At 44.8% G+C, this 21,091-nt stretch carries 17 protein-coding genes and 1 pseudogene; all 18 read right to left on the bottom strand.

The genetic code is table 11. The features are described from left to right. Positions 1–4: 4 nt before the first annotated feature. Positions 5–1,084 (bottom strand): efflux RND transporter periplasmic adaptor subunit, encoded by a 1,080-nt coding sequence (locus AC6R05_RS08030; RefSeq protein WP_500647085.1) that lies wholly within the window; start codon positions 1,082–1,084, stop codon positions 5–7. 99 nt (positions 1,085–1,183) lie between these two features. Then, the gene (locus tag AC6R05_RS08025) at positions 1,184–2,062 is read right to left on the bottom strand and encodes a LysR family transcriptional regulator (protein ID WP_500647084.1); all 879 of its coding nucleotides are present in this window, start codon (positions 2,060–2,062) and stop codon (positions 1,184–1,186) included. 147 nt (positions 2,063–2,209) lie between these two features. After that, positions 2,210–2,863 carry a sugar transferase gene (locus AC6R05_RS08020; protein ID WP_172974231.1) on the bottom strand — a complete coding sequence of 218 codons (654 nt, stop codon included), beginning with the start codon at positions 2,861–2,863 and terminating at the stop codon, positions 2,210–2,212. A 9-nt stretch (positions 2,864–2,872) separates the two neighbouring features. Beyond that, a complete protein-coding gene (locus AC6R05_RS08015) occupies positions 2,873–4,060 on the bottom strand; it encodes a glycosyltransferase family 2 protein (RefSeq protein WP_500647083.1) in 1,188 nt (395 codons plus the stop codon). Beyond that, complete coding sequence (locus tag AC6R05_RS08010; RefSeq protein ID WP_500647082.1) at positions 4,057–5,157, bottom strand: glycosyltransferase; 1,101 nt, start codon at positions 5,155–5,157, stop codon at positions 4,057–4,059. Before AC6R05_RS08010 ends, AC6R05_RS08015 begins: the two co-directional genes overlap by 4 nt. 325 nt (positions 5,158–5,482) lie before the next feature. Then, positions 5,483–6,907 carry a GumC family protein gene (locus AC6R05_RS08005; RefSeq protein WP_500647081.1) on the bottom strand — a complete coding sequence of 475 codons (1,425 nt, stop codon included), beginning with the start codon at positions 6,905–6,907 and terminating at the stop codon, positions 5,483–5,485. Beyond that, positions 6,904–8,022 (bottom strand): glycosyltransferase, encoded by a 1,119-nt coding sequence (locus AC6R05_RS08000; protein ID WP_500647080.1) that lies wholly within the window; start codon positions 8,020–8,022, stop codon positions 6,904–6,906. Before AC6R05_RS08000 ends, AC6R05_RS08005 begins: the two co-directional genes overlap by 4 nt. Next, positions 8,015–8,788 (bottom strand): acyltransferase, encoded by a 774-nt coding sequence (locus AC6R05_RS07995; protein WP_500647079.1) that lies wholly within the window; start codon positions 8,786–8,788, stop codon positions 8,015–8,017. Before AC6R05_RS07995 ends, AC6R05_RS08000 begins: the two co-directional genes overlap by 8 nt. A 78-nt stretch (positions 8,789–8,866) precedes the next feature. Next, positions 8,867–10,255, bottom strand: a complete 1,389-nt coding sequence (locus tag AC6R05_RS07990; RefSeq protein ID WP_500647078.1) for an O-antigen ligase family protein — start codon at positions 10,253–10,255, stop codon at positions 8,867–8,869. A 675-nt stretch (positions 10,256–10,930) separates the two neighbouring features. Next, positions 10,931–11,704 (bottom strand): annotated as a pseudogene (locus AC6R05_RS07985) (lipopolysaccharide biosynthesis protein); the annotation flags it as partial. A gap of 31 nt (positions 11,705–11,735) precedes the next feature. Beyond that, positions 11,736–12,965, bottom strand: coding sequence for a glycosyltransferase family 4 protein (locus tag AC6R05_RS07980; RefSeq protein WP_500647077.1), 1,230 nt, complete (start codon positions 12,963–12,965; stop codon positions 11,736–11,738). 23 nt (positions 12,966–12,988) lie between these two features. Next, entirely contained in the window at positions 12,989–14,161 is a 1,173-nt protein-coding gene (locus AC6R05_RS07975) for a glycosyltransferase (protein ID WP_500647076.1), read from the bottom strand. A 257-nt stretch (positions 14,162–14,418) separates the two neighbouring features. Beyond that, complete coding sequence (locus AC6R05_RS07970; protein ID WP_500647075.1) at positions 14,419–15,501, bottom strand: glycosyltransferase family 4 protein; 1,083 nt, start codon at positions 15,499–15,501, stop codon at positions 14,419–14,421. Next, positions 15,482–16,969 (bottom strand): sigma 54-interacting transcriptional regulator, encoded by a 1,488-nt coding sequence (locus AC6R05_RS07965; protein WP_500647074.1) that lies wholly within the window; start codon positions 16,967–16,969, stop codon positions 15,482–15,484. The genes AC6R05_RS07970 and AC6R05_RS07965 overlap by 20 nt, the downstream gene beginning before the upstream one ends. Positions 16,970–17,064: 95 nt before the next feature. After that, a complete protein-coding gene (locus AC6R05_RS07960; RefSeq protein ID WP_500647073.1) occupies positions 17,065–17,439 on the bottom strand; it encodes an Hpt domain-containing protein in 375 nt (124 codons plus the stop codon). A gap of 249 nt (positions 17,440–17,688) precedes the next feature. Next, complete coding sequence (locus tag AC6R05_RS07955; protein ID WP_500647072.1) at positions 17,689–18,915, bottom strand: quaternary amine ABC transporter ATP-binding protein; 1,227 nt, start codon at positions 18,913–18,915, stop codon at positions 17,689–17,691. Further along, positions 18,908–19,807, bottom strand: coding sequence for an ABC transporter permease (locus tag AC6R05_RS07950; protein WP_500647071.1), 900 nt, complete (start codon positions 19,805–19,807; stop codon positions 18,908–18,910). Before AC6R05_RS07950 ends, AC6R05_RS07955 begins: the two co-directional genes overlap by 8 nt. Before the next feature lie 123 nt (positions 19,808–19,930). Continuing rightward, on the bottom strand, positions 19,931–20,920 hold the full coding sequence (locus AC6R05_RS07945) for an ABC transporter substrate-binding protein (RefSeq protein WP_032549003.1): 990 nt from the start codon (positions 20,918–20,920) through the stop codon (positions 19,931–19,933). Between the last annotated feature and the right edge of the window lie 171 nt (positions 20,921–21,091).

Raw genomic sequence — 21,091 nt, 5'->3', positions numbered from 1 at the left:
TTACCTACAGCTCTTTAACTTGGATTGATGGGAAGTGCTGACCTTCTTGAATGTATTGTGCACCACTCACAACCACGTAATCGCCGGCATTGAGTTGAGACTGAACACAAGCGTTCTGGTGGTTAAAAGAAACAACCGAAACAGGAACCGCGTGTGCAGTTTGATCCTTAATCGTGAATACGAGATCTTGTTGCAGTGGCTTTACAATAGCGGAGTAAGGTACACACAGAGTTGGTTGCGTACTGCCTAGGTCGGTAATTAGTGTTACAGCTTTTCCTGGTAACAACTCTTGATTCAGTCCATCTAGTTGGTAGGTCACCGTGTAGGTCTGTTTGATAGGGTCAGGCAGCGTAGAAATCTCAGTGACTTGTCCAGCGACAGAGCGCGCTTCTCCATACCAAGATATCGCAGCAAGTTGCTTCGGCTTGAATTGGTGAATCAGGTTCTCGGGTACATCGACTTCGACCTCTAACAAGTCAGGCTTATGCAGGGTAAATACTGAAATGCCCGGAAGAACTTGTTCATACTGATCAAAGTTAGACGTTGCGACCACGCCCGAGAATGGCGCGCGTAGTTGAGTGTATCGTAATGTATCTTTAGCACGGCGGATATTTTGTTCAACCACTTTGACTGCCGCTTCGCTGCGTTCATAACCACTAATTGCGCGATCGAGATTTACGTTAGCAATTGCGTCGTCAGCAATCGCTTGTTTTACGCGTGCCAGTTCGGCTTTTGCTAATTTGTGAGCTGATTTCGCTTCTAATGCACGAGCTTGTAGCTCTTCGAGTGCCACTTGATAATCATGCGGGTCAAGAGATGCGAGCGGTTGTCCTTTTTCGACATAGTCACCGGTTTTAACCAGTATTTTCTGAATGGTACCTGGGACACGAAACGCGACAGCGGCACTTTGTGCAGATTGTAGGGTACCCGTAAAGCGCTTAGCTGCCTGTTCGTTTGCAGTTTTCACTTTGATGACTTGTATTGGTCGTGGCTCTTTAGTTGGAGCTAAGGCCTGTGAATCATTGCAGCCGATTAAAGGTATTAAACATGCTGCGATGATGGAATGACGAAAAATAGTGTTCATGGATTGCTCCTATTAATATATAGGGCAATTCTATCTTTCTAATTTCGTTAGATAATCTGGGTTCAGTGTGAAACACTGTTACGCTAAATGAGACAATGCCTAGAGTTTAGGCAGTTCTTGTAATAGAAAGTCGACCAAAAGTTGAGAGGCGTGACTGAGCGCTTTCCGTTGTGGGTAGAGCAACCAAGCTTCTTCTTTTTGCAGTGTGTCGTTTGGAAATAGGTTTACTAGCGTCCCGTCTTTTATCTCTTGGCGTACCAGCAGTTCCGGCAAGAGCGCGATACCACGATGACGAATCGCGCCTCCTTTCACAAACCCGATGCTATCACTAACAATTGAAGGTTCGACGGTTACATTAATGTTGGCGATGTCCCACTGTTGATCAATATCGCCAGTTGGCCAGCGGAAACAGACAAATGGATAATTGGATAGCTCTTGGACGGAAACGGGTTGACCTTCTTTAGTAATGAAGTCTGGGCTAGCAACAAACACTCTTTGTAGATCCATTAGCTTACGAGCCACAATATTCGCGTCACTCAAGCGCCCTCCATGCATTGCAATGTCCAAACCTTGGCGATGCATATCGACAAAGCCGTTGTTGATGCTGCGAATGTCGAGTTCCACTTCAGGGTACATGTCCTGAAAGCGAAATAGTGTTGATTGTAAGATGTCACTGGTTTCTGGCAACAAGCCTATCTTAATTTTACCGTGAGGCAGTTCTGAAAGGTTCGATGCCACATGATTGGCTTTCTCTAATGCGCCGAGCGCAATCAGCAATTCTTTGTAATAGAGCTCGCCAGATTGGGTAAGCGATAAACTACGTGTGGTTCTTATGAAAAGTTGGATACCGAGAGATGCTTCGAGGTCGCTGATTCGTCGGCTCACATTACCTCTAGGGAGGTCTAACGCATTCGCTGCAGCGGTAAAGCTGCCGAGTTCAACAACAGTGGTAAACAGTTTCAGGTCTTCAATTTTCATTTGCAAAAGGTGGGTAGTCTAAGTCGCTGATTAGGGTACACCGTTTATGTTTTGAGTTTTGTGAATAAAGTTCATAAATGTAGAAAGCCCAACGCAATGACACGTTGGGCTTTGGCCTTTAATTTATGAGTTCATCAAATCATTTTGTTAACGACCACGACCATCCACCATAACGATAATGGTCTTACTGATAATCGACAGGTCGGCAATGATCCATGACTTCATTGAGCATAAGCTAAGTGCGTAGCTGTGGTCGAAACCGACCTTGCGTCTTACGTCTTCAATACAAGTGTCATAACCTTGGTTAACTTGAGCTAAGCCAGTAATACCTGGCATCACACCATAGGTACGGTCTGCAAAGTACGGAATCTCAGTTTCAAGTTTGTTGTAGAAAGTAGGACGCTCTGGACGAGGGCCAATCAACGACATATCGCCTTTTATAACATTGAACAGCTGTGGCAGTTCATCGAGACGGGTCTTTCTCAAAAAGCGACCGACAGGAGTAATACGAGGGTCATTCTTCGTTGCCCAAACGGCACCAGATCGTTGTTCAGCATCTTCGTACATACTGCGGAACTTAAGGATTTCAAATATCTCCATCTTTTCTGGTGTCGATTTTCCTACGCGTAGTTGGCGGTAGAAGACGGGCCCTTTAGACGTCATCACAATCGCAAGAGCAATAATTGGGAAAACCGGAGAGAACAAAATAATCGCAAACATGGACGCAAAGAAGTCAAAGCTACGTTTAGCACGAGAAATTTTGTTTTGGTAAAGCATTTGTTGGTGGTCTTGAGTAAACATAGTTGATCCTTAACGATTGACTCGTGTCCAAGGGGTATTCTCTAATCCAATTAGGTAACGGATACCGCCAACGAAGTTGGCGTAATGTCCCACCACAAGATAAGAAATTAACGAAAGAGGTTTGATGCTCAGTTTCTTTGGCAATAAATACCCAACGATGCCAAGCGTATAAACGGCGATTTGTGCCCAGAATAAAAAGTTAAATAGAAAGTAATCACGTAGGAAGAATGAGCACACTAAGCTAACAATCATTAGGTACGGGGTGAGTAGTCTTAACCCTTTACCGGAGAAGAAAGCAAATGCTATCCCTTTGAATTTTGGGCTGAATAAACTAAACAGCTCAATGGCTTGCTGCATGTTCCCCGCCGAGATTCGTAACCTTCTTTTGAAATCAGCTTTGGTATTGGTCTCTTCTAATTCCAGAGCTACCATGCGTATTTCGTACTCGGCAGTGTAACCCTGTTTGACGATTTGCATTGGTAGAATAAAGTCATCATTAATTGTGTTGCTAGGCAGTGGAGTGAACAGGCTTGTTCTAAATAGATAGAACGCACCGTGTGAACCTAAACTTGAGCCGAATGATGCTTCACGCTCTTTAACCGCTGTTTGGTATTTCCAATAAACATCTTCACCCTGATTACCCGTTGGGCAAAGTTGATAAGTCGCGTTTACAACACCTACTTCTGGATTCTTAAAATGTTCGCCTGCGATCAGCAACGCGTCTAATGATATTAATGCCGACACATCACTCAGAGCCGTAATGTCCGCGTCGATGTTCGCGATCTCTTCGTTAACGGTCGCTACTTTGCCACGATTAACTTTGTGATCATGGATCTCGAAATAGATGTCACTGCAGATTGCTTCTTGAATCGCCATCTGAGCTTTCTCAACGGTTTTGTCTGTACAGCCGTCGCAGGCAATCACGACTTTTAACTTATCCTTTGGGTAGTCGAGAGATGCGAGGTTGCGAATTTTGTCCGCAATCCAAGCTTGCTCATTGTATGCCGGAACTAAGATAGTCACGGTTGGTAGCGTACAGTCTTGTGCTTCTGCTTTGTAAGCACGTTGGTTTTCATGCACAGGCTGCTTAGGATGACGCTTTGCATACCAACGAAGCAGAATTGGATAACCTGCATGGTGATACACGATGAGCATTCCGGCCAATAAGCACAGGGTAGCGAGTACAATATCAATCATACGTAGCTCTCCTCTGACAGCTTGTTATAAGAATCCACCATGTCGCTGATGTTGAAATTCTCAAGTACATAGCGACGAGGGTTAGAGAAGTTTTCTAACGTGTCGTTTTGTGAGGTCTTGAATAACGAGTAAGCCAAATGAGGAACGTTATCTGCTTTTACTAAATGGCCAGTTACAGGGCAGAGCGTCTCTTTTACCGCTCCTACATCCATGGCAACCGTTGGAATGTTGCAAGCTTGAGCCTCTAGGGAGGAGAGTGGTAAACCCTCTGAGCGTGATGGAAGACAAAACACATCCAGCGAGTTGTAGAATGAGACCATGTCTTCGACCAATCCGAGGAACATGACACGGTCTGACACATTCAATTTTTTAGCAAGTTGCTCAAGAGCCTCCCTTTGAGAGCCGTCTCCGGCAATCGCGACTTTAATACGCTTTGGAATCAGAGGCAGTGCTTTGATGAGTTGATCTTGTCCTTTCACCCCTTCTAATCGGCCAGCACAGCCAACGATGAAGTCATCTTCGCCTAAGTTAAACAGATGACGACACGCTACTTTAGAAGTCGGGTGGAATTTTTCACAATCAATACCGTTGCGTATTGTTGTGATATTTTTGTAGGAAAATGCAGAGCATAGTTGGTTATAAACCTTGGCTGCGTCTGCGACTAGCATAGGTTTCGCAAATTGAAGAGCGATTGCTTGTAAACGTCTTCTTTTGGCATTTTTAAGATGCCAAGCATCATGCTCTGTATGGATTCGATAAGGAACACTACAAAGGCGAGCAGCATAGCCCGCGTAAAGAAGAGGACCGATATGGTGGGTATGAACCACATCTGGCTTGATGCTGCTAAATGCCTTAATGAGAGAGAGCAGAACGTTAAATTGCACGCCTGGCTTTTTGTCTAAAAAAACAATTTGAGAGCGGTACTGTTCTAGTTTTGGCCAGTTGTTAATTGAGGAATCACGTTGTCCTTCTAAGCTCACGATCAAAACTTGATCCTTTGGGTCTGCTAGACGAAGCAGGTCGAGCGTTAATGTTTCCAGCCCACCGGGTGCGAGGTGCTGAACGACATGAATGATTTTCTTTCCTTGTGCTTTCATGTGGTACTCCGCTGTAATTATTGTTAGTAAGTGGGTAAACGAGGGTTGTGAGATTTCCTATTACTCTCAGCTTTGAATTTTGCGTTGCTATATACCTAGCAGGTCGCGTGCCAAAAAAATACCCTAATAAATACATGTGGTTAGGTGTTGTGGGTTGGTTTTTGGCTCTTATTCTCAAATTGAAAATCAAAACGCTTATTGAGAAATAGCTTCGTGAGAAACATACTGTTGAAAATGGATTTGCGACAAATCGAATAGAAATAGAAACGAATAAAAAAACCACCAGTTGAAGCTGGTGGTTTGGTTTAGTGATTTATCAAGGAAACTAGTTCATGTTGGGGATGACTGTAATCACAGGAACTCCCAACACTTGTTCAACTTGAGCGCTCCCTTTCACTGATGAATCGAACAACTCAAACAGTATTGCTAAACCTATCCCAAACCCGATCCCTGCAATCAAACCAGCAATGACAAAGATGAATGAAGGCATGTTGGATGGGATGCTCGGCGTGTAGGGCAGATCTATGATTTTGACTCGCTTGTTCTGTTCAAAGACACCCAAAGAGCCAGTAAGCTGGGCCATTTCATAACGTTCAACTAATTCGTCGTACAGCTGGCGCTTGATCTGAACGTCACGTTGTAAGCGGTACATCTCCTTCGCATTTTGGCCAAAATTGTTGGCCTTGTTTTCTAGCTCAAAGATCATTGTTTTTAAGCTCTTAGTCTCTTCTTTTAATGATTCAAAACGCGCACGAACCAGTTGCAAGCTGTGTAACTGTGTTACTAACAGGGGCTGTAGTTCTGAGACGTCGTTAAAGGTGTTACTACTGGCAATGTCCCAAAGCTGGTCACTATTCATGTTAGGTTGCTTCATTTCGAGCAAGGTTTTGCGTTCGCTCTCTAGTCTGTCTAGCTCACGTAACTTTGCTTGTACGGCACTGTGCTTGTTGGTGTACTTAGCTTGAAGTAGGGTAAGCTCACTACGGATATCGATAATTTGGTCTTCAATTTTACCAATTACCGGGTTAGTGCGTGAGAGTTGCTGATCCATGGAACCTAGGCTTTTCTTAACGCCAGCCATTTCGGCTTCCTTCTCAGACAGGCTCTGTTTGAGTGCCGCTAATCGGTTGAGGCTTTGGCTCTGAATCTCTGGAGTCGATTCGATATTGTCGTTGCGATAAAGCGCTAGTGCTTGCTCTGCATCGTCGAGTGCTTCGCGACGTTTTTCAATATGAATAGCGAGAAAGTTACTCGAGTCTTCAATGGAGGAACGTTCAGGAGCAAGTAATTGAGCGATAAAATGCTCACTGACAGACTTGAGAGTCTCTTCCATTCTGTCTGGGGTATTGCTAGTTAGGCTGATTTTAAGAAAGTCTTTGCCTAACTGTGTCACCATTAGTCGTTGCGACAAGTCATTAATGATCTGTTCTTGCTCGATACTCGACATATTTGAGTCTATTAGCTCAAGATCTTCTGCCACTGAATAAAGAACATGACGACTATGCAGCAAGGTTTTTAGAGCGTTGATACGATCTTTGAGCATGGTTGATACTGCGATGTCTTCTAGAAACGGGTTCATCTTAGCGGTTTCTTGAATCAGCATACTAGTGTGCGAGTCGTATTTTTTAGGCGTAAGATTTGCAACCAATAAACCCACAATCGGTAGTATCAGCATCGGAATGACAATCACATAGCGTTGTCGCCATGCACCATAAAGTATCTGTAGCAATCGGGTTTTTAGATTATTCATAACGACTCCAAAATAGAGTGAACAATCTCACCGCGAGTTTCCCAACTCTCTTTTTCTACGATCGTTGGAGAAACAGAGCACGATTGGCGAGCGTGAGTTAAGGCTTGCGATGCCTGTTCAGCGTTATTCACGGTAGTCACATACTCTTGATAAGGCTTGAGTGCAGGAAAAGGGGTAGTCACAATCGGTGTTCCAGCTGCGAGATACTCCATGAGTTTTAAAGGGCTGCAAGCTCTTATCTGTTCGTTGTCGACAAATGGTAACCAACTCACATCCCAGTGCTGTGAATAACTCGGTAACTGATGATGTGCTCTTGGACCAAGATAGAACACGTTACTGAGTACCGGCAGAGCAAGCTGCTCTAGTTCGTTAGGACCAATGAAAACGAAGTCCCAGTCCGGGCGTGCTAACGCCGTTTTTTCGATCAGCTCGTAATCAAGCCATTGAGATAAACTGCCGTAGAAACCTGCGATTGGACGATGATGGCTTGGCAAATCTGTTGCGCGTTTTGCTGGGTTAGAAAAGAGAGCAAAATCTACCCCATGTGGCAATAAGTGGGCTTTTTCAGAAGGGAATTTATCCATTAGCTTCTGACTAGCTGCAAAAATCACGTCAGCTTTTTCTATTAGAGCCTGTTCGTGTCGAGCGACGCAGTTGTGATCAACGCCGGCGAGCGCCGAGAAGTCATCTCCGCAGTAATAGACGACATGGGTTTCTCCCAAATGACCGCACAAGTCAGCAGCAGTTGGTAGGGAAGTCCAAAGTACTGGGTTTTTCATTCCCAACTTCTTAATAACAGGCTTTAGCTGAGCTAACATTAGTTCTTTAGCAAGCTTTCTAGCGATTAAAGAACGTGGCGCTGGTAAGGTCTTAAGATTAACCACAGTAATGTTGTCGAATGCTTGCTCGGGTAACATGTTTTGCGTTTGTGCGTTACTTCTTCCTACTAGTTTGTTCAATGCACGAGTGATGTCTTTTAGGTTTAACTTTGGTTGTCTTAAACCTATCGAATTAACCCATAGAACTTTATGTTGTTTCGCTAAATGACGAACTAAGTGCTGCGTCGATGACGGTAATCCACCGAAGTCTTCCCCGAAAACAATCAAATCACGCATGACGACCTCCTTTGTGTTCTTCAATATCGAACACAGTTGGCTCGCTTGGAATACTGCCAACGATGCGTGCTGGGTTGCCCGCAACAATTGAAAGTGGTGGAACGGATTTGGTTACGACACTTCCCGCAGCAACCACACTGCCTTCGCCGATGGTTACTCCACCTTTTACAGTGACATTGGTGCCCAGCCACACGTCTCTTTCAAGAATGATATCGCCAATCTGTTCCGGATCGTCGCCTTCACCGAGAGCACGACGTCGTGCATCAAGAGTGTGACCCGAATAACCAAACAGGAACGCGCCACTTGCAATACGCACATTGTCAGAAAGAACAACGCGGCGTCCAACCGCAATTGTCGATTGCCAACCGACATCAACGTTATCGCCAATTTCTAAGGAAGGTTGGCTACCATCAGCAGTCGGTTGGCTACAACCTGAAAAAGTCGTGTGGCCTGAAATACGACATTCACTGCCTACGTTAATAGTGAGAGGGCCACTTACAAACGGTAAACCGCCATAAAGGTATAGATGTTTACCACAGCGATTTAGACGACCTTTAAAAGCGGGTGTCCAATAGAAGAAGCGAGTAATACCTGAAATGACACCCGAGATACTGCGGTGAACATGGTATAGGCATTTACTGGCAAATTTAGGTACTGGAAGCTCGGCATTGCGTATGTCTTTCAAAATGAAAAACAGATTACGAATATGAGAATTAGGATGAAACTTCAACCAAGTCTTAAATTGATGAACTGATACTGACGTCATTTTGAAATCTCCATTTTTTGTTTTAATGGAGTACTTTCATTATATGTGCCATATAAATAGTTATTAATTTTCAGTTACTTAAAGTTTCTGTTTGTTTGGTTTCTCATTTTGACATTCAGTTTGGGATATATGAGAAACACAAACCGTCAATGCAGAAAGGATATAAATAGGCCAATTGAAGCCTTGAGTTAGGAAGGTACCAGACACAATTGTCCCGATAAGTCCGGCATAAACGGCGAACGCCGAAGAGTAGAGGATTGGGTTGACTGAATTACCATCGTCTTTGATTTGTGTTAGCGTTTTGCGCGCAGTGATGAGCAAAGAGCCAATCAAGATGATAAATACGGTTAAACCAAGGAAGCCCGTTTCGGCCAGTACCCCAAACCAAGTACTGTGTACTGCATGATTGAGGCCATCCCAATGTGGGCTGTAGAAAAAGTAGTTTGAATAAAAGTTGTTTAATCCGACCCCTGTTAGTGGATTATCGAGCGCCATTTTAAACGCTGCTTCCCAAGCGTACAGGCGCCCCATAGCCGACGCATCGATACCGGCTTCTGCAGCACCGCCGGACGCTCGATCGGATATGCCAGCAGCGAAGTAGAGTCCAACCGCTGCAATAGCGCCTAAGCTAATTAAAGTGACCTTTGAGCGAATGATGCTCAAAGCGAAGATTCCGAGAACAGCAATCGAGCCTAGAAGGCCGCCGCGGCTTTGTGTTGCGATAACTGCATAAAGAAGGATGATACATGCAGCTGCTCCGATGAAACGGTGCATTGTGGGTATGCCTTTCGTTGTCGCTTGGCTGATCGCAAAGGCCATAGGGAACATGAGTACAAGAGCGAGATCGTTTGGGTCACCGAGCATTGAGCCAATGTCTCGGCCAATGGTGACACGAGTACCTTCAACAAGACCAATTCCATTGATGGAGTTAGAGATGGCGATGATGCCAATTAAACAGCCCGAGAAGATAATGATAGTCGACGTTTTAGCGAGTTTATCCATGCTGTTTACCAGCCAAACAATCGCGAGTGTCATCACCATGATCTTCCAGTAAATCCCTTTAAACTCTTGGATAGCAACCCCTCGGTTCGAGGCAAATACCAGACCAATTGTGACAAGTAACCAAAACAGTGCTAACCACGATAGTGAGCGGTGCCAGTAGGTCTTAAGTTCTTTGCTAATAAGCGTGTGCCACATCAAAGCCGATAAAGCTCCAAGTGAAAGAAACAGAGGCAGTTTAAACGCGTAAAGTTGGGGGATGGCTTCATGGATGCGGAAAAATGAGAATACGACGAACAAAATCACCAGCCAATAGGTTTTGTTGATAACAAACAGGGCACCTAATGGGATGAAAGCTAAGCAAATTGCAACGATCGGGTGTGGGACTATATACCAAACGCCGCCCATCAATAGGCACAGCATAGATACTGTGACAATTGAAGGTAACTTGTGGGTGGCGTTAGTCATAATGAAAATCCTGTGTGCTGAAATAATGTTCTAGCAAGGCTTGTGCCCAGCTAAGATTCCCAATTTGCCAATAAGCTTCTGTCCCAATGCTTGAACGTTATGCCTTACTGCTTCAATTCGATAAGCGGGCAGACAACATATAACTGGAGCAATGACTGCCATCGCTAGGCAGAACCAGACATTTTGTATAGAGAGAGCTAACAACAGACACAGTACTAGCACGTTAAACTCAAAGAGGAACAGTCCAAGCGAATAAGGTAGATGAGTTAGCCTTTGACTGTAGATAAACACAACGACAGCTTTAAACGCTTGAGCGATACATAAAGCGCCAATTATCCCCCAGACACCAAAGCCACTTAGTAACCACATCATGCTGAGACCAATTAGAGTGGCGCTTACCGAAATCCATAGCTGTAATCTGGTGGCTTTACGATGAAGAATGCCGATATTGAGCAGTTCCGCGACCTCCTTGAACCAAGAAAACAGCAACGTTCCCAATACAAGTTGAGCCGACAATAGATAGGTTTCTGGCAGTGCTAACAAGATGAAAGCTTTGGCTGCGAATGCGACGCCTACAGTGAGTAGAGTGATGTAGATAATTCCAAGCTGGGTAACCTCAACGGTTTTACGGCGACCTTGATTCGCTAGCGTATTGAAACGTTTTGGCATCCACCACATTCCAAAAGGCTGAACCAAGATACACATGGCAAACGAGAACTTAATCGCAATCGCATATTGTCCAAGGGTATCTAGGTTGGTGGAGTAGGCGACGAAGAATCTTTCTGCACCGTTTAAACCAAAACCGATTAAGCCAGTTAGCATCAGTGGCCAACCGTAACGAAGATACTCTCGAAATGCAGAGATATTGGTGAATGTGAGTTTAAAGCGATTGATAATAAGCAGTGCAGTGATTTGGAAAATGTAGGTGACCACGCCGCACATTAAAATTTTCTCAACACTCGGGCTAGAAAATAGCACACCAAGAATTAAGCTGATTTGTAGTAGTGTTGAAGCGACACTGATTGCTAGAAACGTAAAAGCTTTGTCCTGCATTCTCAGCCACGCGGTAGATAAACCGATAACGCCTTCAAGAGAAGCACAAATTAAAATGAGATTGAGTTCAGTGCGGCTTGCAAAGGCAAATTGGTCGTCAAGACCACTATTGATATAACCAAAAAGAACAGCAGCCAGAATCAAAGAAACGCCACAGGTGAGGGAGAAGATTTCACTCGCTTTCAAAAAACGTTTTTTAAAATCACTCTCTTCTCCAACAAAACGGTAAAGTGCCTCATGCAGAGCAAATGTCACAACAATCCCCGCTACCGCACCGATAGAGGCTAACAGGTCTAATCGACCAATTTGAGAAGGGGCAAGATAGTTGGCGATAATCGGCAACATAATTAGAGCCGCGCCTTTGCTTATGACCAATCCGATGCCGTAGGTCAGCATATTTATTAGCGGCGATGGCTGACGTAAAGACTTAATCATGAGATGTCTCCAACGAAGCCATTGCTGGTTTAGTCTCAGCTTGTCCGCGCATAGCAATACAAATCGAAGCGTAACAATGCTCCGCTCGATACTGTTTCGCTATATCTAAACTTGCCTGTGATAAACGTTGACGAAGCTGAGGGTCGTCAATCAACGTTTGGACAGCTTCATACAGTGATTGTGGATCTTGTGGAGCGAACTTTAGGCAATTGACATTATCTTCAAGGACTCTATCCCAATAAGCGCCATCGCTTGGAATAACGACGCACAGCCCAGCGGCTAGGCTCTCCAAAACAGACAAGCCAAACGGCTCGTTGATACTGGTAGACACAAAAATACCTGAACTTGCGCGGATTTGGTCAAGATTGATAGGCGCATGGAACAGCTTAGTGTACGTACTTTTTGTCGGTAAACTGCTTACACCTAAATGTGTATTTTGCGGTGTGATATAGCAGATATTGGTATTCCAGGGCGTTGTCTGACTAGCAATGTTTAATGCTTCATTGAGTGTCTCTAATCCTTTCCATTTAAGTAGAGAAGCAGCCCAAAAAACGTCATTTAATGTTCCTGTGCTTTGAGTTGGCCAATTCGCTTGGGTCAAACCATTAGTAAAAGACTCAAATCTAGCGCTCTCAAGAACAGCACGAGTCATGATCTCAGCTTGTTCAGAGTCATGAGCCTTAGAAAAATAGCAGCTAAGAGCAGCGCGTATTGAATCGATGCTTGAAGACAGGTAGAAGACCGAATCAGCGCGAGTAAAGCAATAGCCTATAGAACGGGAAAGTCCAACAGGGCCATGAACCAACTGTATGATTGGCATTCTCCAAACCCATTTCACGATGTAGAGCGCCATATCGATCCCTGGGTTTGAGGCACCAACGGTGTAACTGATGCGTGGTAGACGAATAACTGTGGCCATCAGGATCAAGGCTAACACTAACTGAGCAACCCAGTAGCGAACCCCTTGAGGTACCGTAAGAAAACCCCAGTTGGGTAGAGTAATAATTCTCGCGTTGAGCTTGCTTACTGCCGTTCTCCAAGATTTAGGATCAGCGGTAACAATTGTAAAACTTACATTGTCATCAGCTTGCTTTTCAATTGACTCGTGAGTGGTCATCAACATTTCGAGGGTCGCTATTTTAGAGCCGCCCGCAAAAGGAATTGGATCGTAAATTAAGCCGTGTTTTGCTTTGTCGTTGGCGTTTCGGGTCTTAGTATTCATCGTATGTCTCCAACCTGTTAACGTTAATGAAATGCCCAGCGGACAAGCGGCTTTAAGCCATTGAGTAGGGAAGATGAGTTATTTTTGCGGATAACTTTGCTGTATAGGCGTTCAAATTGTTGTGTATTAGCTTCAACGGTGAGTTTCGAGTGCGATAAATGATATAGCTGAGTCGATAGGTCAGTACGTAAAGCCGCGTCTGACATTAATCGAGTCATCTGGTGGCACATTTCGTCAATCGGGTTGCTTGGGTCAAATAAGAGGCCAGTGCGATTGTGTTGGATGAATTCAGGAATACCGCCAACCCTTGGTGCGATAACAGGAAGCTTGGCTAATCCAGCTTCCGCGAGTACTAATCCAAAGGCTTCATAGCGAGCACCGCTAATGAATGCGTCGACGTCGCTGCAAAGCCAATCTGCAACATCTTCTCTTTCGCCAACAAAATGGACCTTACAGCTTAGGTCTAAATCGTTCACGAGCGCGACTAGGTTGTCTCTGTCTTCACCATCACCAATCACAATAAGATGTGCATCTTTGTCGCTCTGAATTCGATTCAATGATTGGATAATCAAATCGACGCCCTTTCTAACAATCAGAGAGCCAACAGTAATAAATACAAAGCTTGACTGTGGGATGTTGAGTTCCGCTCGCACGTCTCTATTTATAGTTCGATGTTGGATAACGCCATTGTGAATGACACACAGCTGATCTTGTGGGTAGCCATCATCAAGAAGGCCTTTACTAATATCATGACTTACACAAGCGATGTTTGGAGAAAGGTGCAAACCTAAAGTAAAGCGATCTCTCAGTTGATAGTCACTGTGAAGTTGAGTTACGACAGGGACGCCACATAACTTGGCGGCGATACACATCCATTGGCATGGAGCGCCGCTATTAATGTGAACAATGTCGATTTCGTGCTGCTTGATAAGAGAGACAGCTTGCTTTAATTGCACGCCCCACTGGTAAAGGTTGAACCTTGGTGCGCTCCAGCCGAGAAGCAGTTTAAAGGGGGTATAAACGGTAGGGATGGACTGCTTCTTGAAGTGTTCTGTCAACGGTTCACAATTGCTCCAAACGACTGGTCGAAACTTTGCATTATTCAAGCTCGCAATCAGATTGATTAAACATGCTTCGCTTCCACGAATCCAGTTATCACCGTAATGTACAAAGAGTATGTTCTTGTAATTGTTCATTGCTAAGCCTCACTGACTACCAATTTAAAGACGTTGTCCCTTTGCGGGATAAATTGTTTGTATAGAGTGAACATAGCAAGCGGAGTGCCAGTATGATTTTTGCTTTAACTGTTTGATTTTTAATGACAGGTTATTGGGCTTATCAAGCAAATGTCAATTTGAGAATCAGATTGATGAGTTATTTTTGGATAAGAAAGTCGTATCCTATTTTGAGAAAGTGTGCTGTTTAGTCGAGAGTGAGAATCTCGTTTTGAGAATTAAAGTCCGTAGCACTCTAGTAGTTGCGGGATGACAGCTTGCGGTGAGTATGTCTTGTGAATGGTTTCGATTGCTTTTTGGCTGAGCGTTGTTCTTTCATTTTGAGAGAGAGATAACCAACTATTTACGCATGCTTCGAGTTCTTTTGGATCATTCGCCAGATAGCCACTCTCCTCGTGATTTATGAGTTGGGGTAAGTTACCTACAGCAGTCGCAATGACAGGAACGCCGAGTGACATTGCTTCTAATGCAGACATTGGCAAACCTTCATATCGCGATGGGATAATCAGTACGTCGATGCTACTCCATACTTTTTCCATATTTTGCTGATGACCATGAAAGGTACAGTTATCAACTTTGCGTGATTCCAACTGTTCGCGTTCAGGACCATCTCCAAACAGGTGAAAGTGATGGTCAGGAAACTGAATAGCTAAATCTATAAATCGGTCGGCCGCCTTTTCGTGACTTAAGCGACCTACGAAACCAAATCGGTATGAGCTAGAGCTAAACTCAGGAGAAGGTTGATGTACCGGCATACTCACAAAGTTGTTGAGCATTGTCGTGGTGCTAGGGATCTTTTCCTTAATCTTATTACTCACCACTAATGAGTGGCTAGATAGGAAACTTGTGTATCGGTCGAGTGCGTCGTAGAACCATACGCGGCCCCTTGGTGTTTCCCCTGCGTGATAAGTCGATACTTGGTATAAGGAAAGGCGAGGGTAAAGCAGCTTTGTAAGCTTGCCAATGATACTGGATTTGTAACCGTGACAATGCAGCAGCCTTGGTTGGTACGTTTCGATTGCATGACTAAGCTGAGTAACTGATGAACCATCAGTCGTCGCTAAATCTTGCAGAAACGAGAAACCGATTTCAGATTTCTCAAGGCGTTCAATAATGGGAGGGGCTGGAGAGTAGCGTGTGAGTAAGATAATGCGCACCTGTCGTTGATGCGCTTTCAATCCTTTGGCTAACTCCAAAACGTGAGTTTCAATCCCGCCGAAGGTTTGGCTGTCGAGCAACAGCCAAATCTCATTTGGTTCAGTATCTAACTTTTGAGAGTGCTTAGGCTTGGTTGTACTCATCTTCAGCTTCCCATGCCTGCTTCTTACGATATACCGTAGAAGGACTAAGCTCTAACAGCACCGCAGCATTCAACACGTTACCATCACAGTGGTTGATCGCATTTTGAATCGCTTCTCGCTCAATCTTCCACATTGGGCGAATGCTGCCATCACCATTGGTAAGAGCAGGGCCGCTACTCTCAGTTGCTGCCTCAATTTGCTCTGGGGTCAATGGCGCAGGCTTGGGAACCGGATCTGCTACGGTTTCTTGAACAGGTTCGACGCGCTTAATAGGCGTTACGACCTTGCTTCGGCCTCCCGCACCATTAATCGGCGCAGGGATCATCTCTTTGGTCACACTGGTTTCGTTATTAAGGACCACAATGTTGCGAATAATGTTCTGAAGTTGGCGGACATTACCCGGCCAAGGATAGTTCTTAAGTAAAACCTGGGCTTCTTTATCTATTGATTTGAATTTCTTGCCGTCCTGTTTCGCGTAGATTTTCAGGAAGTGCTTACATAGCGTGACAATGTCACTACCACGTTCTCGCAAAGGTGGCATCTCAATAGGTACAACGTGAACACGGTAGTAGAGATCTTCTCTAAAGCGACCTTCTTCAACCTCTAATAGGGGATCACGGTTAGTCGCACAGATGATTCGCACATCTACTTTAACTTCGCGAGTCGCTCCTAGTGGGGTAAATGTACCTGTTTGTAAGAATCGCAAGAGCTTCTTCTGCATTTCGAGTTCCATTTCACAGAGCTCGTCGAGAAATAGGGTACCGCCATGCGCTTGCATCGCAGCGCCTTTTCGATCTGTTGTTGCGCCAGTAAATGCCCCTTTAACGTGACCGAAGATTTCACTTTCCATCAGATCTCGAGGAATTGCACCGCAGTTGATTGCAACGAATGGCTTGTCGCGACGCTGGCTCTCTTTATGGATGGCTTCGGCACACACTTCTTTACCAGTACCGCTCTCACCATTAATGAACACACTCGCAGTGGTTGGGGCTACTGAGTCGATCGTTTTATATACGGCTTGCATCGGTAGACATGAGCCAATAAAGCCTTGGAAGGCCTCGCGGTCAAACTTGCTCTTAATGTTTTCCACTAAGTTCTCTAGTTTCGCGCGTTTAAGGTGCAGCTGTACCGAGGTTTTCAAGCGTTCGGCTTGGATTGGCTTCTCAAGAAAGTCTTCCGCGCCCCGCTGAATTAGGCTAACGGCAATGTCTACTGAACCATGAGCGGTAGCAATAATTACAGCCGTTGGAACTTCATTTTCTGTAATCCAATCTAGTACCTCTTCACCCGACATATCAGGTAGTTTAAGGTCAAGGATAACCAGTTGCGGCGTGTGACGCTCTATAAAGGTTTTGGCTTCTGCTCCCGTCTCGACGTGAAAAATGTCATAGGGCTCATCTTTTACATACTGTTTGTATAAAACAGCTAATGAAGTGGAGTCTTCAACTAACAATACTTTAGGGCGCATTGTGTTATTCCTTTTGAATCTTGTCCTAACCAAACGTCAATCTTTGCGTTCTGTACTTGATGTCGTTTTGTATCTTCTTAATCAGACATTGGTTTTTAGCCGAAACCGAGTTCTTTTCGCGCTATCAGCGCCTCTATCGAATTGTCCGCTAAAGCAAGAAGTTCATCGACGCGTGTGAATGCGAGCTCTGTTTGTTTCTCTAAGCATTGGCGTTCGATGTCGCGAGCTAATATTGATAAAGCTTTGTTGCCTAAAGCGAGCGATGTGCTGCCTAGAGTGTGGACTTCAAACTCGAGAACTTCGCCATCTTGGGATTGAGCCGCTTGTTTAATTGCGTCAATGCGCGTTTTTGACTCTTCCACATAATGATCGATAAGAATAGGGATGACCTCTGCACTGGTATCTACAATCATCTGCTGCAGAATAGACTCATCGACAAGGTCTTGGTTTTCAGTGTTAGTAACTGTCATCGTAAATAGATCCATCTATTGATTTCGGTAAACACTCGAAGGTTACGCAAAGGTAACACCAACGAATGATGTGTAAAGCATTAGATATTTAAGTATTAGACATTTTTTAGAACAATTTCAACTGCTTGAATATGGAAGATCGCAAAAATGCCAAACAAGGTGGGTTCTGGGAGGGAATGGGTAACAATGCAGCGAAGAAAAGTCGCCCGATGACGTTCAAGAAACGTACAGCGGGCGATAGTTAGAGGTTTAAGATGCTTTATCAATCACGGGCTTTGGGTCAGTTTCAGTTTCCCCTGGCTCAGCAAAAATGTCCGCTACAGCGCTTCGCTCTAGCTCGCCTTTTAAGTTGCCTTCTTCATCGACTACAGGCAGTGAGTATTCGCATGACATGGTATCTTGCAGAATCTCTTCAATGACAGCATCAGGATTGACCGCAGGTACTTCTTCGTAGATGTCATCACTAAAGTCACTCACAGTTTTATCTTCAACGGCATCTTGGAGGCTCTCTTTTGTCACCAGACCTTGATAGCCATCATCCGTTACGTGGTAGGCGTAGTCATGCTTCAACATCTTCATTTGAGCAAGTGCACCTTCAATCGTTTCTGATGTGATGCGATACAGAGGTGGCTGCATAACCGTTTCTACGGTAAGTGCGCGGGCACGGTTTACATCCTTAACAAATGCTTCAACGTAATCGTCTGCTGGGTGTAGAAGGATTTCATGCGGAGTTCCTTGCTGAACTAACTCGCCATCTTTCAGGATCGCGATTCGGTCCCCAAGTCGCAGAGCTTCGTCAAGGTCGTGGGTGATGAAGATAATGGTTTTATGAAGCTTCTCTTGTAGCTCAATCAATTGATCCTGCATTTCACTACGAATCAATGGGTCGAGCGCTGAGAAAGCCTCATCCATCAATAAGATTTCAGCATCGGTGCAGAGTGCGCGTGACAAACCGACACGCTGTTGTTGTCCACCGGACAATTGAGCAGGGTATTGGTGCTCATAACCTTTAAGTCCAACCGTATCTAGCCATTCAGACGCTTTGGCTAAACGTTTGTCCTTTTTAATGCCCTGAACCTCAAGCCCGTAAGCCACATTCTCAACTACGGTTCGATGAGGCATTAAGCCAAAGCGTTGAAATACCATCGACATTTTGTGACGACGAAACTCTTCGAGCTCTTTGGTGTTGAGGCTCATAACATCGGTGCCTTCGACGGTGATTTTACCCTCGGTAGGCTCAATCAAGCGATTGAAGTGGCGAATCAATGTCGATTTACCAGAGCCCGAAAGTCCCATGATTACGAATATTTCGCCACGATTGATTTCTAGATTTATCTCTTTGAGGCCAACGGTATGGCCCGTATCTGCGAGAATTTGGTCTTTGTTTTGACCATTATGAATACGCTCAATCACCGACTTTGGCTTAGGGCCGAAGACTTTATACAGTCCACTAATTTCAATCAGAGGCTTAGTCATGCTTAAACCCTCCTAAATGTGCGTTGGTTCTTTTTGCGTAGGCTTGCGATGCTCGGTCAAATAGGATCGCTAATGCCACAATAGCGAAGCCATTCAAAAGGCCTAAAGTGAAGTATTGGTTAGTAATCGACTTCAGTACCGGTTGTCCCAAGCCTTTTACACCAATCATAGATGCGATAACCACCATAGACAAAGCCATCATGATGGTCTGGTTGATACCTGCCATAATGGTTGGCATAGCTAAGGGAAGCTGAACACCCCAAAGACGCTGCTTCTTGTTTGCGCCAAAAGCAGTTGCTGCTTCAAGCACCTCTTTATCTACTAGGCGAATCCCCAGGTTAGTTAAACGAATAACCGGTGGGATTGCGTAGATAACAACCGCGATAAGTCCCGGGATCTTACCGATGCCCAGCAGCATTACTACTGGAATCAAATACACGAACGCGGGCATGGTTTGCATTATATCGAGTAGCGGAGTAACCATGGATTGAACACGATTGGAGCGCGCCATCGCAATCCCAATGGGTATGCCTAAACATATCGAAACCAAAGTACAAACGGTAATAATACTCAGGGTGCGCATGGTGTCTTCCCACATCCCAAAGTAACCAATAAGAAGCAAAGAACCGACACAACCTAGCGCAAGTTTCCACGATCGGCTTGCTGCATACACAAGAGCAGTACAGACAGCGAGAACGATAAGCCAAGGTGTTGAGATGAGGAGTTTTTCAAACCAGACGAGGAAGGAGAGAAGAGGATCAAAGAAAGATTCAATCAATTCGCCATATTCACGAGAAAAATCTCGGTAGGCGCCGTCTAGTGCTTTCTTAATTGCTCGTAAGTCTGAGCGTTCCATTTCAGGAAAACTGGAGAACCAGCTATTGTCAGCCATTTTATATCCTTATATTCCGAAGCGGCTGATAAACTCAACCGCTTCGAATGCTGAATAACATCAAGTATAGCGACGTTATAATGTGTGATTATTATGCGTTATAAACAGTAAACCATTAACTGTTTACAGCTCTGCTTCCACTTTCTTTGCCACATCTTGAGATACCCACGGGTGCCAGATATCAGGATATTCGCTTAGGAAATGCAGCATCGCTTCTTCACCATCGGCTTGGTTATCTTCCATCCAAGCTAAAAGAGCGTTCATTTTGTCGTTAGTAAAACCACGCTTAGTGAAGTAGTCGTAGGCTTCAGGCGCACGACTCGCAAAGCTTTCTGTTGTGATGGTATGCACTGGAGAAGGTGGATACATGGTCGCTTTAGGCGCTTCACACTCTTCTTGAGTCGTACAGTTCACGAACTCGTCTTTATCGACGCCACTGCCAAAATCAACTTTAACCATGTCGTATTTACCTAACACAGCCGTAGGTGCCCAGTAATAACCAAACCACGCTTCTTCACGCTCATAGGCTTTGGCGATAGCCCCAGAGAGACCCGCACTAGAGCCTGGATCGACAATGCTAAAGCCACTCTCTTCGAGTTCTAGTGCATTGAAAAGGTTGCCTGCACTGATTTGGCAGTTCCAACCTGCAGGGCAGCTGTAAAATGCGGATGTATCTGGATCTTCCGGATGTTTGAATAGTTTGGCGTGTTTACGAACACCTTCAATGGTTGCAATTTCAGGATATTGGCTCACTAAGTATTTAGGTACCCAAAAACCCTCTTCACCACCGTTGACGAGCGCTTTACCAGCGTAACGTAATCGTTTCTCTTCAACGCCTTTATCTAGCGCTGTTTTTAAACTGTTGCTCCAAAGTTCAGGGGCTACGTCAGGTTGGCCTTTCTCAATCATTGAGGTGCCGGTTGGCATAGTATCACCGGGAATAAGTTCTGCGTCACAACCATAACCGTGCTCTAGGATAAACCTATCGATATTGGCGATGAGTGTCGCTGAGTTCCAGTTCATGTCGGCGATTGTTACGCTACCACATTCACCAGCGTTAGCGTTACTGGCTGCGGCGACTAACAAAAACATGGAGCTTAACTTGTATTTCATATTGAGGTTCCTTTCTCATTAAAGTTTGTAACTCGCACAAAAAGAACACAAAGATCGTGTTTGGCTGTGGACTTACTCTGAGTGGTGTTGATGTGACGAGTCATATCCTTTGGTCGTCTCACGGGCTGGTTCCTTTCGATTTCCGAGGGAACAGATTAATGCAGCAAGAGT

The sequence above is a fragment of the Vibrio sp. R11-SG3-ISO9 genome (genome assembly GCF_059834255.1).
The sequence above is the reverse complement of the archived record's forward strand: the minus strand, read 5'-3'. Positions and strand labels throughout refer to the sequence as shown.

What these genes read in the sequence shown, in the direction of transcription:
- AC6R05_RS08030 (WP_500647085.1), bottom strand. Translation starts at nt 1,084, where the DNA reads ATGAACACTATTTTTCGTCATTCCATCATCGCAGCATGTTTAATACCT.
- AC6R05_RS08025 (WP_500647084.1), bottom strand. Translation starts at nt 2,062, where the DNA reads ATGAAAATTGAAGACCTGAAACTGTTTACCACTGTTGTTGAACTCGGC.
- AC6R05_RS08020 (WP_172974231.1), bottom strand. Translation starts at nt 2,863, where the DNA reads ATGTTTACTCAAGACCACCAACAAATGCTTTACCAAAACAAAATTTCT.
- AC6R05_RS08015 (WP_500647083.1), bottom strand. Translation starts at nt 4,060, where the DNA reads ATGATTGATATTGTACTCGCTACCCTGTGCTTATTGGCCGGAATGCTC.
- AC6R05_RS08010 (WP_500647082.1), bottom strand. Translation starts at nt 5,157, where the DNA reads ATGAAAGCACAAGGAAAGAAAATCATTCATGTCGTTCAGCACCTCGCA.
- AC6R05_RS08005 (WP_500647081.1), bottom strand. Translation starts at nt 6,907, where the DNA reads ATGAATAATCTAAAAACCCGATTGCTACAGATACTTTATGGTGCATGG.
- AC6R05_RS08000 (WP_500647080.1), bottom strand. Translation starts at nt 8,022, where the DNA reads ATGCGTGATTTGATTGTTTTCGGGGAAGACTTCGGTGGATTACCGTCA.
- AC6R05_RS07995 (WP_500647079.1), bottom strand. Translation starts at nt 8,788, where the DNA reads ATGACGTCAGTATCAGTTCATCAATTTAAGACTTGGTTGAAGTTTCAT.
- AC6R05_RS07990 (WP_500647078.1), bottom strand. Translation starts at nt 10,255, where the DNA reads ATGACTAACGCCACCCACAAGTTACCTTCAATTGTCACAGTATCTATG.
- AC6R05_RS07980 (WP_500647077.1), bottom strand. Translation starts at nt 12,965, where the DNA reads ATGAATACTAAGACCCGAAACGCCAACGACAAAGCAAAACACGGCTTA.
- AC6R05_RS07975 (WP_500647076.1), bottom strand. Translation starts at nt 14,161, where the DNA reads ATGAACAATTACAAGAACATACTCTTTGTACATTACGGTGATAACTGG.
- AC6R05_RS07970 (WP_500647075.1), bottom strand. Translation starts at nt 15,501, where the DNA reads ATGAGTACAACCAAGCCTAAGCACTCTCAAAAGTTAGATACTGAACCA.
- AC6R05_RS07965 (WP_500647074.1), bottom strand. Translation starts at nt 16,969, where the DNA reads ATGCGCCCTAAAGTATTGTTAGTTGAAGACTCCACTTCATTAGCTGTT.
- AC6R05_RS07960 (WP_500647073.1), bottom strand. Translation starts at nt 17,439, where the DNA reads ATGACAGTTACTAACACTGAAAACCAAGACCTTGTCGATGAGTCTATT.
- AC6R05_RS07955 (WP_500647072.1), bottom strand. Translation starts at nt 18,915, where the DNA reads ATGACTAAGCCTCTGATTGAAATTAGTGGACTGTATAAAGTCTTCGGC.
- AC6R05_RS07950 (WP_500647071.1), bottom strand. Translation starts at nt 19,807, where the DNA reads ATGGCTGACAATAGCTGGTTCTCCAGTTTTCCTGAAATGGAACGCTCA.
- AC6R05_RS07945 (WP_032549003.1), bottom strand. Translation starts at nt 20,920, where the DNA reads ATGAAATACAAGTTAAGCTCCATGTTTTTGTTAGTCGCCGCAGCCAGT.